Origin of the sequence: Streptomyces oceani, assembly GCF_001751245.1 — a bacterium.
GTDB classification, from domain to species: Bacteria; Actinomycetota; Actinomycetes; order Streptomycetales; family Streptomycetaceae; genus Streptomyces; species Streptomyces oceani.
Window position 1 is genome coordinate 78,324 of sequence record NZ_LJGU01000149.1, and the last position, 13,592, is coordinate 91,915.

The window sequence follows — 13,592 nt, forward strand, 5'->3', positions numbered from 1 at the left end:
CGGACGGTGTGTGCGCGGTCGCGGCGGTCCGGCTCAGTCGCGCCGGTCCACCGCCAGGATGTGGAGGCAGGAGAGCACCGTCTCCGCCCGCTGGTTGACGCCCGTGTACCGCTTGGTGACCAGGCCGATGCCCGGCCGACGGTGCTCGGTGAGTTCGGTGACGACGCTGGTGGCCGTGATCGTGTCGCCGGCCATGACCGGGCCGGGGAAGCGGACGCGCTCGTATCCGTACGCCACCGCTCGGGGGTTGTACTCGACGGTGAGACCGACGACCAGTCCGAACGTCAGCACGCCGTGGACGAGCCGGCCGCCGAACCGTTCCTGAGCGAACTCCCGGTCGACGTGGGCGGGGTGGAAGTCCATGGTCAGGCCGGCGAAGGTGTTGACGTCGGACTGGTCCACGGTACGGGAGCGCCCGCCGCCCGTCTCGCCGAGGGCGTAGTCCTCGAAGAAGCGTTCCGTGTGGAGGGACATCAGCGCACCGCCTTCGCCGTGGTCTCGTTCTTCTCCGTGCCCGCGCCCGGCGTACGCGTCCACGCCTCGTCGGCCTTGAACGCGTCCGGGTCGGCCTGGTCGGCGTCCGAGCGGAACTGCCGCGAGTAGTACACGGCGACCAGCGCGATCGCGGCGTAGACGGTCATGCACAGCGCGATCGGCCACCAGTGCCCTGCCAGGTGCAGCAGCCCCGTCGCGACCATGGGCGTGGTGCCGGCCAGCAGCGCGCCGCTGGTCTCGCGGGCGAAGGCGATGCCCGAGTACCGGATGGCGGGCGGGAACATCTCGGTGAGGAAGGCCGCCTGGGCCGCGTAGCAGACGGCGACCGCGCCGACGAAGCAGACCACGATCCCGAGGATGATCAGGGCGGTGTTGTGCGTGTCGATCAGCAGGAACATCGGCACGGGCCAGAGGACGCCGAAGCCGGTTCCGAAGAGGAAGAGCTTGCGGCGGCCGAACCGGTCCCCGAGCGAGCCGAAGTAGGGCATGAACAGCGCGCCGGACAGCAGGACGATCGCGTTGATCGCCAGGGCGAGGCCGGCGGCGACGCCGACGTTCTCGGTGAGGTAGCTCAGAATCCACACCTGCGGGATGTAGGAGTAGCCGCTGAGGATGACGTTGGAGCCCAGGGCGGCCAGCAGCCTGCGCTTCTCCGTCCGCAGCAGCCGCACCAGCGGTACGTTCTCCTCCCTGGCCGCCTCCTTGGTCTCGGTGAAGCTCTCGGTCTCCTCGACCTGCCGGCGGATGTAGAGCGAGATGGCCAGCAGCGCGATGCTCAGGAGGAACGGCACCCGCCAGCCCCAGGTCTCGAAGCTGTCGCCGGTCAGCGCGTGCATCGCCTGGAAGACGGCCAGGCCCAGGGCCGAGCCCACCCAGACGCCGGCACCCGACCAGGAGGCGAAGAAGCCCCGCCGGCCCGGCGGCGAGGACTCCGAGGAGAGCACGACCGCGCCCGCGTACTCGGCACCCGCGCCCAGGCCCTGCAGCAACCGCAGCAGGACGAGCAGGAACGGCGCGAACCAGCCGAGGGTGTCGTAGCCGGGCAGCAGACCGATCAGCGTGGTGCTGACACCCATCAGCGCCAGGGTGCCGACCATCACGGGCTTCCGGCCGACCTTGTCGCCCAGGTGACCGAAGACCACGCCGCCGAAGGGGCGGGCGAAGTAGCCCACCGCGAAGGTCGCGAACGCCGCCATCAGGCCGACGAAGGCGTCGTCCGTACCGAAGAAGTAGTCCTTGAAGATCAGTGCCGCGGCAGCGCCGTACAGACCGAAGTCGTACCACTCGACGAGGCTGCCGACCGCGGAGGCGGAGGCCGCGCGGCGGGCTTTCACGTGCTGTTCCCGCTCGGTGGCGGGTCTGGGAGAGGTATCCATGGTGGCTCCGTTGCAGTGCTGGATCATCTCATGTCGTCGGAATCGCTCAGCCCTTTCCGCTGTGCCGTTCCGTGTGAGGTGAAGGGGCCGTGCCCGGGAGCTGGGCCCACTGGGGGCACGAGTCGTGCTGGCCTGTGCCGTCGCTGGAAGCCGGGCCCGTGGGGGAGCGGCCTCAGTTCTCGGCGCGGGACGCGGAGTGCACCACGCCCTTCTCCTCCAGGCGGTCCAGGGCGTCCTCGGCCAGTCCGAGTTCCCCGAGCACCTCCCGGGTGTGCTGTCCGTTCACCGGCGCCGGCCGGTCCACGGACTGCGGGCTGCCTCCGAGCTGGAACGCGAAGCCGGGGGTGGTCACGCGCCCCTCGGTGGGATGGTCGTACGTGACGAACGACTGGTTGTGCCGCACCTGCGGATCGGCGAGCAGGTCGTCGTAGTCGTAGACGGGGCCGCACCACACTCCGGCCTCGCCGAGCACGTCGAGCCAGTGCGTCGTACTCCGGTGCCGCAGACCCTCCTCGACCAGCTCGGAGATCTCGTCCCGCCGCGCGAAGCCGTCCCGCTCCGCCTCCAGGTGCGCCAGCCGTGGCTCGTCCAGCAGCCTCGCCAGCAGAGCGGGTTCGGCGAAGGAGAGGGCGAGGTGGCCATCGGCCGTCGGGAAGATGCCGTACGGAGCACGGATGTAGCTGTGCGCGTGGATGCGCTCGCTGCGCTCCTGTGCCACTCCCCCGACCGTACGCACGCTGATCTCCTGCATCTGTGCGGCGATGATCGCGTCGAGCATGTTGACCCGCACCAGCTGCCCCTCGCCGGTCCTCTGCCGGTGGAAGAGCGCGGCGAGGGCACCCTCGAACGCGGAGTACGCGGCGAAGGCGTCGACGAGGAAGAAGGGCGCCGCGGTGGGGGCCTGACCGGGCTGGCCGGCACTGTGCAGGGCGCCGCTCATCGCCTGGAGCAGGAGGTCCTGGCCGGCGCGTCCCGCGTACGGACCGGTCTCGCCGTATCCGGAGACGGACACGTAGACGAGGTCGGGCTTGACGGCGCGCAGCGTCTCGTATTCCACCCCGAGACGCTGGGCCACTCCGGGACGGTAGTTCTGGAGGAACACGTCGGCGGACGCCACCAGTTGGCGCAGGGCGTCGAGTCCGGCCTCGGACTTCAGATCGACGGAGATACTGCGCTTGTTCCGGTTGAGCGACAGGAACGAGGCGTTGACCTCGTTCCCGACCGCGCCCCCCGCGGCGGCGTGACGCTGCCACTCGCCTGCCAGAGGTTCCACCTTGATGACGTCCGCCCCCAGGTCAGCGAGCTTCATCGCGGCGAACGGACCGGACATCGCGATGGAGAGATCCAGCACGCGAATCCCCTCAAGAACCTTCATGGCGTGAACACCCTTTGTTCTCGTTACGGACGAGGCGACACCGACGGGCCGATGACGCCTCCCAGGAATGTTAGCGCTATCGGCAGCGCTAACAAAGACCTCGCGAACAACTCACGAACTGATACCCGGGCAGCACGCACCGTTGCCCCCCGCCGCCCTCGCCCCGCCGGACGCTCTAGGGTTGGTCCCCTGCGGACAGCGGACCAGGTGGGGAGACAACACGACATGTCCAGCGACACGGAGCCGGCGGCCACCGAGGCACGACGCCGCTCCTCCACCCGCTCGGTTACCCTCCGTGACGTCGCCCAGCGTGCCGGAGTGTCCTCCCAGACGGTCTCTCGTGTCCTGCGCATCCCGGACGAGGTGGCCCCGCACACCCGGGCACGGGTCGAGGCCGCGGTCCGGGAGTGCGGCTACGTCCCCAACCTCGCGGCGCGCAATCTCGCCTCCAACCGAAGCCGCATCGTCGCCACGGTCATCCCGTCGCTGTCCGCCTCCGTCTTCTCCGAGACCCTCACCGGACTGTCCGCCGTCCTCGCTTCCGAGGGCTACCAAGTGCTGCTCGGCTACACCGACTACGACGACGAGCGGGAGGAGCAGCTCATCCGCTCCCTCCTCGGTCGCAGGCCGGACGGCTTCTTCATGACCGGCGTGATCCACCGAGAGGCCGTGGTCACCATGCTGCGCGCCTCCGACGTGCCCGTGGTCGAGACATGGGACTGGACCGACACCCCCATCGACGCTCTCGTGGGCTTCTCCAACGAGGACGCCATGTACGAGATGGTGAGCTTCCTGCACGGTGCCGGCTACCGCGCACCTTGCTTCGTCGGCTCGCTGGTACACGGCGATCACCGCTCCCGGCGCCGGCTGGACGGCTACCTCAGGGCGGCCGAAACGTACTGGCCGGGGACCGAACCGCGAGTGATCGACGCTTCCGAGCACCCGCTCAGCCTCGAGTCCGGCGGCCCGCTGCTCGAACTCGCCGGGCGGCTCCATCCGGAGGCGGACGTCCTGGTCTTCGCCACGGATATCTACGCCAACGGCGCCCTGCTGGCGGCCCAGTCCCGCGGCATACGGGTGCCCGAGGACATCGCCGTCACCGGCTTCGGCGACTTCGAGCTGTCCCGGCTGCTGGGCCCCGGCCTCACGACGGTCGCGCTGCCGAACCAGAGCATCGGCCGAGAAGCGGCGGCGCTGCTGCTGGACCGGATGCGGGGCACGGAGCCCCCGTCCCGCGACGTCGACCTGGGCTTCGAGATCCGCCGACGGGGCAGCGCCTGATCCCGTCGAGGCCCCGGGCCGAGCCGCCGGGCCACCACACCGCCCACGCACGGCCGCACCGCGGTCACCCCTGCAGTCCGCGCCGCGCGAGGTTGGCCAGCAGCGCCCGGACCCCGAAGGTCCAGGGAGCGCAGTCCTGGCTGTGGGCGATCTCGTGGGCCAGTGTCCCGAGACCGGGCGCCGAGATCCGTACGACATCGCCGGTCCGGTGGGTGAAACCGCCGCCGGCCACGTCGCGGTCGCTCACCGGCGCGAACATGGTGCCCAACAGCAGCAGCACGCCGTCCGGATACTGGTGGGAGTCGCCGATGAGCTGGCTCACCAGGTCGGCGGGATCGCGGCTGATCTCGACGAGATCGGACTCACCGGCGAGTTCGTATCCCTCCGGACCGGTGACCTCGAGTCGTACGGTCGAGGAGCGTACGTCGTCCAGGCCGAAGCCGGCGTCGAAGAGGCGAACGAACGGGCCCAGCACGCACGAGGCGTTGTTGTCCTTCGCCTTGGGCAGGAGCAACGCGGAGCGGCCTTCGTAGTCGCGGAGATTGATGTCGTTGGCCAGTGTCGCGCCGACGACTCCGCCGGCCGAGGAGACGACGAGGCCCACCTCCGGCTCAGGGTTGTTCCACCGCGACTCACGCAGTACGCCGGCCCTGCTGCCCGGCCCGACGGAGGACAGCGGGAGCGCCTTCGTGAAGATCTCGGCGTCCGGGCCGATGCCCACCTCGAGATACTGGCTCCACTCACCCCGTGCCACGAGCAGCCGCTTGACCTCGGCCGCCTTCTGCGAGCCCGGTTCGAGCGAGCGGAGGTCGTCGCCCAGGACCCCTCCCAGCTCGGCACGGATCGCCTCAGCCGCCTCCGGGTTCCCCCGCGCCCGTTCCTCGATCAGGCGCTCCACCATGGACACCGCGAACGTCACCCCGGCCGCCTTCACCGGCTGCAGATCGACGGGTGCCAGGAAGCGGAGGACACTCTCCGATTCGGGCCGGGCCACCGATCCCGCGAGAAGCTCCTCCAGCGAACCCACCCGCCGCCCCCGTGCCGAGGCCAGCGCGGCGGCCGGGTCCGGCTGTTCACACAGGTCGGCGACGGTGGCGTGGTCCTCGGAGACGTCGTACACGCCGTCCGCCCGGACGGCGGCGGGCGAGGGTCCCCCGACGTCCGGATTCCATATCCGGGCCAGCAGGGCACCGGAGTATCCGTCATCCGGCAGCATCTCCTCGGCTGCGAGGGACAGGAGGGAGCGGGGCGTCGACGCGACCGCGTGGGCGAGCGCCATGGCGGGCCTTCTTTCCGTGGGGACGTTCTGCGGGGACGTTCTGCGGAGGACGGGACCACCCCTCCCACAGGCGGTCCGCTCGGGGCCGGAGTCGCTACGGTGCGCCGCACGCGGGGAACGGTCGTACCGAATCCCGGTGCATCGCGAGGAGTTCGGCCAACAGGTCTCGATACGGCCGTTCGCTGAGGAGCCCTTCACGCAACAGCCTCGAAGCGGCGCTCTGGAACACGGTGTAGCCCGGGTAACGCGGTCGAACCCAGGCGACCTCGGTGGTGGCGAGGGTATCGGCGTAGAAGCCGCCGCTCGCCTCGTTGACCCGAGCGTCGAGCCACGCCTCACGACGGCCGGGCTGACCCTCGTACCGCGGGAAGCGGACGCACTGGCTCGGCGTCGACATGAGGGCACGCACATGGGCGGCGAGGGCGTCGGAGACGACGGTCCGCCGCGACACGGCCAGGCCCGTCCCGCCGAGCGTGGACCCCAGCCGGCCCTCCGGGGTCAGACGGGGAACGTCACCGAAGCGCACCGGCGACCCGGCCGGCTGGGCTGAGTAGTTCACGTAACCGTATACGAACGGGCAGTACGCCGGCCCGCCCTCCGCCGCCAGCAACCGCAGCAGGGCGATCGGGTTCAGCGTGGCCGTCTCCGGGTCGAGGTGCCGGACGAGCTGGCCCATCAGTTCCAGCGCGGCCAGCCCCGTCCCGTTCCCGACCAACGGCGGGCCGACAGCCGCGGTCGGGGGTTCTCCCAGCGCGTTGCACAGGGAGAAGAAGGTCAGCAGGGCGTGCGGCCCGCCGAGCGACAGTACGACCGGATGATCCGCCGTCACCTCGAGAACCTCCTGCCAGGTACTCGGCAGCACGGGCAGACGCGCTCGGTTGGCGGCGGAGACCTGGGTGGCGGCGTCCAGCGGGGCCGCCCACTGTTCTCCGTGGGCGGCGTAGGACGCGTACGACGCGCCCACGGAGGCTCGGGACCATTCGTTGAGCACGCCGGAGCCGACGAGCGGCCCGAGCGGTTGGAGTGCTCCCGCCTCAAGCGCGTCGCCGAGATGCGGATGGTCGAGAACCACCAGGTCGTAGCGCGCGCACAGGTCACCGATCGGATGCGACTCGAACCCCTCGAGGGGCTGGCTGTCCCAGACGAGCGTGTCACCGTGCGATTCCGACTCGGCCGAGAACTCCGCCGCCGCCTGGCGCAGCGCCCTGGTACCTCGGGGGTGGTCCCAGGTCAGACCTCGGTAATCCGTCATGAGATGCCGTTTCTTCGGGGGAGGCGGCGCGCGCTGTTAGCGCTATCGATAGCGCTAACATAGCTCACGAGGAACCGCGCGACAATGGCCGGATCCACAGCGGGCAAGGGGACCGACGGCATGCGTTCGACCGTGTGGGCACCGAGTCCCCGCCACCGGCGGCTCGCTTCGCCGAGACGGTGACAAGCCGCATGGGTCTGGAGCGAAGGTACGTCGCTGTGGTACCGCGAGAAAGCCTTGTCTCAGGGCAAGGGCCGAGGTCTTCGGACGAGCGGTAGTGAGCCCCGGGGGGCCTACGTCGTCCGCGTAGGCCCCCGGCCGAACGAGACGGGGTGAAAGGGATGGTCACCACGCAGCCGGACCAGGTGAGATCTGGTGGGTTACGTAAGGCGGCGGCACGACTCGCGGTGGCCCTCGGGGACGCGGCGACCTGGACCACAGGCGTTGCGCCGCGGACGCCGCCACGGTCCTTCGCAGAGGGCACGGCCGAGCGGGGGAAGGCTTCCCCCAGCAACGACGAACGGGCCCCTCGATGAACCGAGGGACCCGCTGGTCACATACGCGCGCTCGGCAGGATTCGAACCTGCAACCTTCTGATCCGTAGTCAGATGCTCTATCCGTTAAGCTACGAGCGCCTGCCGGCTGATCTTCGCCGGCTGCGTTGCGGAGACAACATTACATGACCCGTGCGCGCAGATGAAATCCGTTTAGCCCACCCGCTTTGAGCTGGGAAAACGAACTCTTGGCAGCACACACGTCGATGCCCCGACCGAATCGGCCGGGGCATCGACGAACTTCACAAGCGAGCGGAGGCTGAGGGATTTGAACCCTCGATGGGGGGTCACCCCAAACCGCATTAGCAGTGCGGCGCCATAGACCAGACTAGGCGAAGCCTCCATACACATCTCGCGCTGCGTGCGGAGTGTGTGCCAGATGATGGCACAGCCAGGCGGGCTGTCACCAATCGACGTCTACGTTACTAGCCCGCAGCACCGGCGGGCAAAGCCGTTCCGGGAGTGCCGCCGGGAGCTCACGGCCGGGGTGGGTGGGCCCGCCGCACCCAGGGCGGGTGGGCCCGCCGCACGGGACCGGCACCCGCGCCGGTCCGACACGGAGCCCGGACAGCCGCATCGGCTTGCGCAACGTCGACCGGTCCAGAGCGTTAGTAGGACAAGGGCACGGCAGACGCATGCCCTCAGGCACTCACCGGGAGAACCCATGCCCCCTCGCACAGTGACCGAGTCGGCCGCACCGACCACAACCACCAGACAACGGACCAGCCGGCCCGGCCGGACCAGGCGGCTGACCGCGGTGGCCACGCTGGCCACCACCCTCGCTCTCGTCGGCGTCACCACCGGCCCCACCGCCGGAGCCTCGGAGCAACAGAAACGGCCCGCCGGCCAGCAGGAGAGAACCGACCGGCTGAGTCTCACCGTCCAGGACAGCACCGACCGCGCGCGGAACGGCACGGTCACGCTCTCCTGCAACCCCTCCGGAGGCGACCACCCGAAGGCGGACAAGGCGTGCGCCGCCCTCGCCAAGGCCGCCGAGGAAGCTCCCGACGGCGAAGGCCCGTTCGCACCGGTCCCCGAGGGGTCGAACTGCACGATGGTCTACGGAGGCCCCGTACGGGCACAGGTGACCGGAAACTGGCACGGAAAGCCCGTGGACGCCGAGTTCAGCCGGTCCAACGGTTGTGAGATCAGTCGCTGGGACGCGCTGGTGCCGGCGCTGCCCGCGATGTCCTGACGGCACCCCGTACGGCCGACGTCCCGCCGTGCACGGCCGCGCGTCCCGCAGCCGAGATGCGAAACACCCCGGTCAGGCCCGGGATTGGGTCCGGCCGGGGTGACGTGCGTACCAGCGCGCTCGGGCGGGAAGCGCGCCCCTCCGGCGTACGGCGGCGCGTGCCACGTCACACGCTTCTCACGCGTTCCTCTCACCCATCCCTGGCTCCACCCGGCGATGCTGCCCGTAGACTCCCTTCAGTGACACGGCCGGAGGGGACGGCGGACTGGCAGCCGTTCGCGAGACCGGTCGGCTGGTCACCGGCACCATGCGGTTACAGGGAGGAAGCACCGTCGTGAGCAGGCCATCCCGAGGAGCTGCTCGCCTCGCCGCCATACTCGACGCGCTGCCTGACGCGCTGCTGCTGGTCAACTGCAACGGCACCGTGGTGAACGCGAACACCATCGCGCTGGAGGCATTCGAGACCCCCGGCACCGCGCTGGTGGGGCGTGGGCTGCTCGATCTGCTCCCGGAGTTCGACTCCAAGCGGATACCGGGCTCGATGCGCCGGCCGGACGAGGACGAGGGCGAGGTCCGTACCAAGCCGACCCGCATGTCGGCACGTCGCACCGACGGCAGCACGTTCCCGGTCGAGGTCACTAGCGCCAACCTCGCCGACGGGCGGATGTCCTACGAGTCGCCGTTCGAGGCCGCCTGGGCGGACCACGGCGCCTCGGGCCACTCGTCCGGGGGAGGTTCGCACTACACCGGTGACGAGCTGCTGATGCTCGTCGTACGGGACCTCACCGGCACCCTGGACACCGAGGCCGAACTCGCCCGCCAACAGCGGCAGACCGAGATGATCCTGCGCGCGGCGGCCGAGGGCGTGGTGGGCGTCGACACCGACGGCCGGATCGTCCTGGTGAACCCCTCCGCTGCACAGATCCTCGGATACCGCGCGAGTGACCTGGGCGGCCAGCAGTTGCACCCGCTCCTGCACCACTCCCGCGCGGACGGCACCCAGCTGCCGTACAACGAGACGCCGTTGAGCGACACCCTCGGCTCCGGTCGCAAGCACCGGGTGCGGGCCGGCCAGGTTCTGTGGTCGAAGGACGGTCAGCCGGTGCCGGTGGACATGACCACGGCGCCGGTACGGGACGGCGAGCAGCTCGTCGGCGCGGTGCTGACGTTCACCGACCGGCGCCCGCAGGAGGCCCTCAAGGAGCGGAACGAGGCGCTGCGTGAGCAGAACGGTCAGCTGGTGTCCGTGCTCGACGAGGCGCTGCGCGCCCCCCTGGAACAGCTGGGCGGCGAGCTGAGCGCGCTCGCCGCCGACCCGGCCGGGCAGCTGTGGCCGGAGGCCAACCGGGTGCTGCACCATCTCTCGGCCGGCTACGCCCGGATGACCACGCTCGTGTCGAACGTCCTCAACTATCAGCAACTGGCCGCGGGCGACGAGAAACTGCGGATCGAGCGCGTATCCCTGGACGCCGTCGTGTCCAGCGGAGTCGACGCGGCGGTGGAACTCATCGGGCCCGGCCGCGCGCAGTTCGCGGTACACGCCCCGCCGATCGAGGCGGAGATCGACCCGGAGCGGCTGGTGATCGCGCTGGCCCAGTTGATCGCCGATGTGGCGGGGGTGGACGCCACCGGGAACACGCCGATACCGGCCGCCGGCGGCGACTCCACCATCGTGGTCGCGGCCGCGCAGCGCGGTGAGGTCGTACGGATCGAGGTGCGCGGGCCGTATCCGGGCGGCAGCCGGGTGCACGAGCCGATCGCGCGCGGCATCGTGCGGCGGCACGGCGGCGTGCTGCAGACCCACGAGGTGCCGGGGGCGGGCGGCAGCGCGTACGTGCTGGAGGTGCCCCGTATCGTCTCGGAGGGAGTCGCGGCCGACCACGCGGGGCACGTCGGCGCGGGCGGGCCGGGCACGGCCGGCTCGGGCATCGCCGGGGACACGACTGGCTCGGGCACGGGCGTGGGGCATGGTGCGGTCGGAAGCGGCACGGACGGCTCCGGTACGAACGTGGGCGCCGGGATGGGCACGACGGTGATGCCGGTCCCCGACCAGCCCGTACGTGGCACCGACCAGGCCCTCATGAGCGCCTCGGGGACCGTGGCGACGGACGACACCACCAGCGGGCAGTTCGCGGGCCAGGCCAGCCACGGGGCCGGGCTGGGGCTACCGGGCGGCGACGACTGGCCGTCAGCCGGCGTGCCGCAGCCGTCGGACCAGCCCTCGGCGCCGGACCAGCCCCTGGCGCCGGACGCGTCAGGCCCGAGCGAGGCCCACCCGGGTGCCATGGAGCCACCCCCGGCCGGCGACCGGCCGTCGCCCACCGGGAGGCGCCGCCGCGCCGCTGCCCCCTACGGGGAGCACTCGGGGGAGTACGGCCAGCTGGAGCCCGTAGCCCCGGAACGCCCGGACGCCCAACCGCGCCTCCCGGAGGGGACAGGCGCGGAGCCGGTCCCTCCGACGGGACTCGACCAGGGCGCGCCGGCCGGGACGTACGGTCCCGAGAGCGTGCCCGGGGAAGGTGAACAGGCAGCCGGCGGGACGGTACGCCGTCCGCTCGCCGCGGGACCCGGGGTGGCCGGCGGGGCCGGCGGGGCCGGCGGAGCCGGCACGGAGGGCACACCCCCCTCCGGTACGACGCCCGGGCCAGCCGGCCGCCGTCCCCGGCGCGCGCTGGGGAACCGGGCCGCGCTCCCGCCGGCGGAAGAGCCGGGCGAGGTGGCGCCGTCGACTGGCTCTGAGCCGCCGGCATCCGCCCCGGCTGTCCCGGACTCCCCGGACGGTACGGGCGAGCCGCACGGTACGGGCGAGCCGGACGCCTCCGTCCGGGACGGGCAACCGGTCCAGCCACAGCAGCAACCGGGCACCGGCCGGCATGGCCGCCACGCACCCACGGCCGAGCAGCACGAGCAGCACGCACAACAGGAGCAGACCCAACAGCAGCAGGCCCCACCCCATGGCGAACTGCCCCCGGCAGGCGAGGGCACGGCCGAGCACGCCCCGGCGCCCGGCGGTCGGCGCGCGCGCCGGCTCGCCGCGGCACGGGCTCGCGCCGAGGAACAGGCCCGCGGGCAAGGCTCCTCGGGCCAGCCGCTCGCGCTGCCCGCCCACGGCGGCCCGCCCGAGGGCCTGCCGGCGCAGAGCCTGCCGCAGGAGCCGGAGCAGCAGGGCGTACCGGCGAGTCCGCGGCCACCCGGTGAGCCGTCCTTCGACGGTGCCGGAGCGCTGCCGGCGTCGGCCGACACCCAGCAGGGCGCACCGGGTGCCGGCCTGCTTCCCGCCCAGCGACATCCGGACGGTTCCCAGCCGGGGACCCTGCCGCCGGCTGTGCCAGGGCCGGAGGGGGGCTTCCCCGGTGCCCCCACGTCGTCCGGACCAGCCGTGGCGGGCGGACCGGGGCCGCTGCCCGAAGCGTCCGGGCCGCCGCACCCGGCCGAGCCGGGGCCCGGTACCGGAGCGGTGACCGATCCGCGGATCGCGAACGCCTCGCTGGCGAACGGCCATCCGGCAGCCGAGGAGACGGCACCCCCAGGCGCGGACCAGCAGAACGGGATAAGCGTGCGCACCCTGGGCCAGGGCGTGCCGTTCACCGGGAGTCCGCCCGAGCAGGGTGGTGACGCCGCGCAGTCCCAGGGGCATCTCGCGCCCGCCACCGCGATTCCCTCGACCCCGTCCTCTCCGACGCCGCCCCCCGGGCCCGGGCGCCGACGCAGGCTGGCGTCCCCGGGCCAGGACGAGGCGGAGGCCCCGCAGGAGGGCGGGCCGGCAGGCCACGGCGGCCCAGGGCAGCCCCAGCCGGGCGCACCCGCCCCGCAGGCGCAACACGCCCCCCCACAGCAGCAACCACCCCAGCACCGGCAGCCACAGCCACCGGCACGGGAGTTCGCTATCGGCGCGCCGGACGTGGGCGCGGCCGAGGGACCGGAACCGCTGGACGGCCCGAACGGCGCCGTCGACGTCACGGCCACCAACGGTCCGGGCACGCCCGCGCACTCCGTGGACGCCGAACTGCCCCCCGAGCCGCTGGACAACCCGCGCCGGCTGCTCGTCTGGCCGGAGCCGGACGTCTCCACCCAGCAGGAGCTGTCCGAGCGCGGCTACCGCCCCGTCATCGTGAACTCCAGGGAGGAGGTCGACGCGCAGATCGCGGCGTTCCCCGCCGCGCTCTTCGTCGACCCGCTGACCGGTCCCATCACCCGCACCGCCCTGCAGTCGCTACGCCAGGCCGCCATCGCCGCCGAGGTACCGGTCCTGGTGACAGCGGGGCTGGGGCAGGCGACCAGGGAGGCGGCCTACGGCGCGGACCCGGCGGTGCTCCTCAAGGCACTGGCGCCACGGGACAGCGAACAGCACCCGCCAAGGGTGCTGCTGATCGAGGAGAACACCGCCATAGCCGGCGCGTTCTCCTCGACCCTGGAGCGCCGCGGCATGCAGGTCGCGCACGCCGCCTCGGACGCCGACGCGGTCACCATCGCGGCACAGGCACGGCCGAACCTGGTCGTGATGGACCTGATGCAGGTACGCCGGCGGCGGGCTGGCATCCTCGACTGGCTGCAGATAAACGGGCTGCTGCACACGACCCCGTTCGTCGTGTACACCTCCGCCGACATCGACCCGGCGGGGCTGCCACGCCTGGCCACCGGCGAGACCGTGCTCTTCCTCGCGGAACGCTCCACCAGTGCCGAGGTCCAGTCGCGGATCGTCGACCTGCTCACCAAGATCGGCGGCGCCTGAGCGGTCAGGATCGGTGGGGCCGCACCGGCCCGCCAACCCGCCGGTCCACCGGC

Annotated in this window: 8 protein-coding genes and 2 tRNA genes; 3 read left to right on the forward strand and 7 right to left on the reverse strand. The window is 71.8% G+C overall.

Going from position 1 to position 13,592, the window contains the following annotated elements; translation table 11 throughout:
• Positions 1–33 precede the first annotated feature (33 nt).
• From AN216_RS22960 to AN216_RS22970, 3 genes are all read right to left on the reverse strand, one after another.
• Positions 34–474, reverse strand: a complete 441-nt coding sequence (locus AN216_RS22960; RefSeq protein WP_070198612.1) for a MaoC family dehydratase — start codon at positions 472–474, stop codon at positions 34–36.
• Positions 474–1,871: an MFS transporter gene (locus AN216_RS22965; RefSeq protein ID WP_170843202.1), complete on the reverse strand. Its 1,398-nt coding sequence runs from the start codon at positions 1,869–1,871 to the stop codon at positions 474–476. Before AN216_RS22965 ends, AN216_RS22960 begins: the two co-directional genes overlap by 1 nt.
• Positions 1,872–2,043: 172 nt before the next feature.
• Complete coding sequence (locus AN216_RS22970) at positions 2,044–3,246, reverse strand: CaiB/BaiF CoA transferase family protein (RefSeq protein ID WP_070198614.1); 1,203 nt, start codon at positions 3,244–3,246, stop codon at positions 2,044–2,046.
• Positions 3,247–3,471: 225 nt separating this feature from the next.
• On the opposite strand from AN216_RS22970, the gene AN216_RS22975 reads away from it, so the two are divergent.
• On the forward strand, positions 3,472–4,527 hold the full coding sequence (locus AN216_RS22975; RefSeq protein WP_070198615.1) for a LacI family DNA-binding transcriptional regulator: 1,056 nt from the start codon (positions 3,472–3,474) through the stop codon (positions 4,525–4,527).
• A gap of 64 nt (positions 4,528–4,591) precedes the next feature.
• Here the strand turns inward: AN216_RS22975 and AN216_RS22980 are convergent, their stop codons facing one another.
• From AN216_RS22980 to AN216_RS22995, 4 genes are all read right to left on the reverse strand, one after another.
• The gene (locus AN216_RS22980) at positions 4,592–5,806 is read right to left on the reverse strand and encodes a fumarylacetoacetate hydrolase family protein (protein WP_079166881.1); all 1,215 of its coding nucleotides are present in this window, start codon (positions 5,804–5,806) and stop codon (positions 4,592–4,594) included.
• A gap of 94 nt (positions 5,807–5,900) precedes the next feature.
• Positions 5,901–7,058, reverse strand: coding sequence for a type 2 periplasmic-binding domain-containing protein (locus AN216_RS22985; RefSeq protein ID WP_070198616.1), 1,158 nt, complete (start codon positions 7,056–7,058; stop codon positions 5,901–5,903).
• 562 nt (positions 7,059–7,620) lie between these two features.
• Positions 7,621–7,693: transfer RNA gene (locus tag AN216_RS22990), tRNA-Arg, on the reverse strand.
• Between the two features lie 172 nt (positions 7,694–7,865).
• Positions 7,866–7,955, reverse strand: a tRNA-Ser gene (locus tag AN216_RS22995).
• 321 nt (positions 7,956–8,276) lie between these two features.
• Between AN216_RS22995 and AN216_RS23000 the strand changes: the two genes are divergently transcribed.
• A complete protein-coding gene (locus AN216_RS23000) occupies positions 8,277–8,807 on the forward strand; it encodes an SSI family serine proteinase inhibitor (protein ID WP_079166882.1) in 531 nt (176 codons plus the stop codon).
• Positions 8,808–9,114: 307 nt separating this feature from the next.
• Positions 9,115–13,539, forward strand: a complete 4,425-nt coding sequence (locus AN216_RS23005) for a PAS domain-containing protein (RefSeq protein WP_070198618.1) — start codon at positions 9,115–9,117, stop codon at positions 13,537–13,539.
• Positions 13,540–13,592 lie beyond the last annotated feature (53 nt).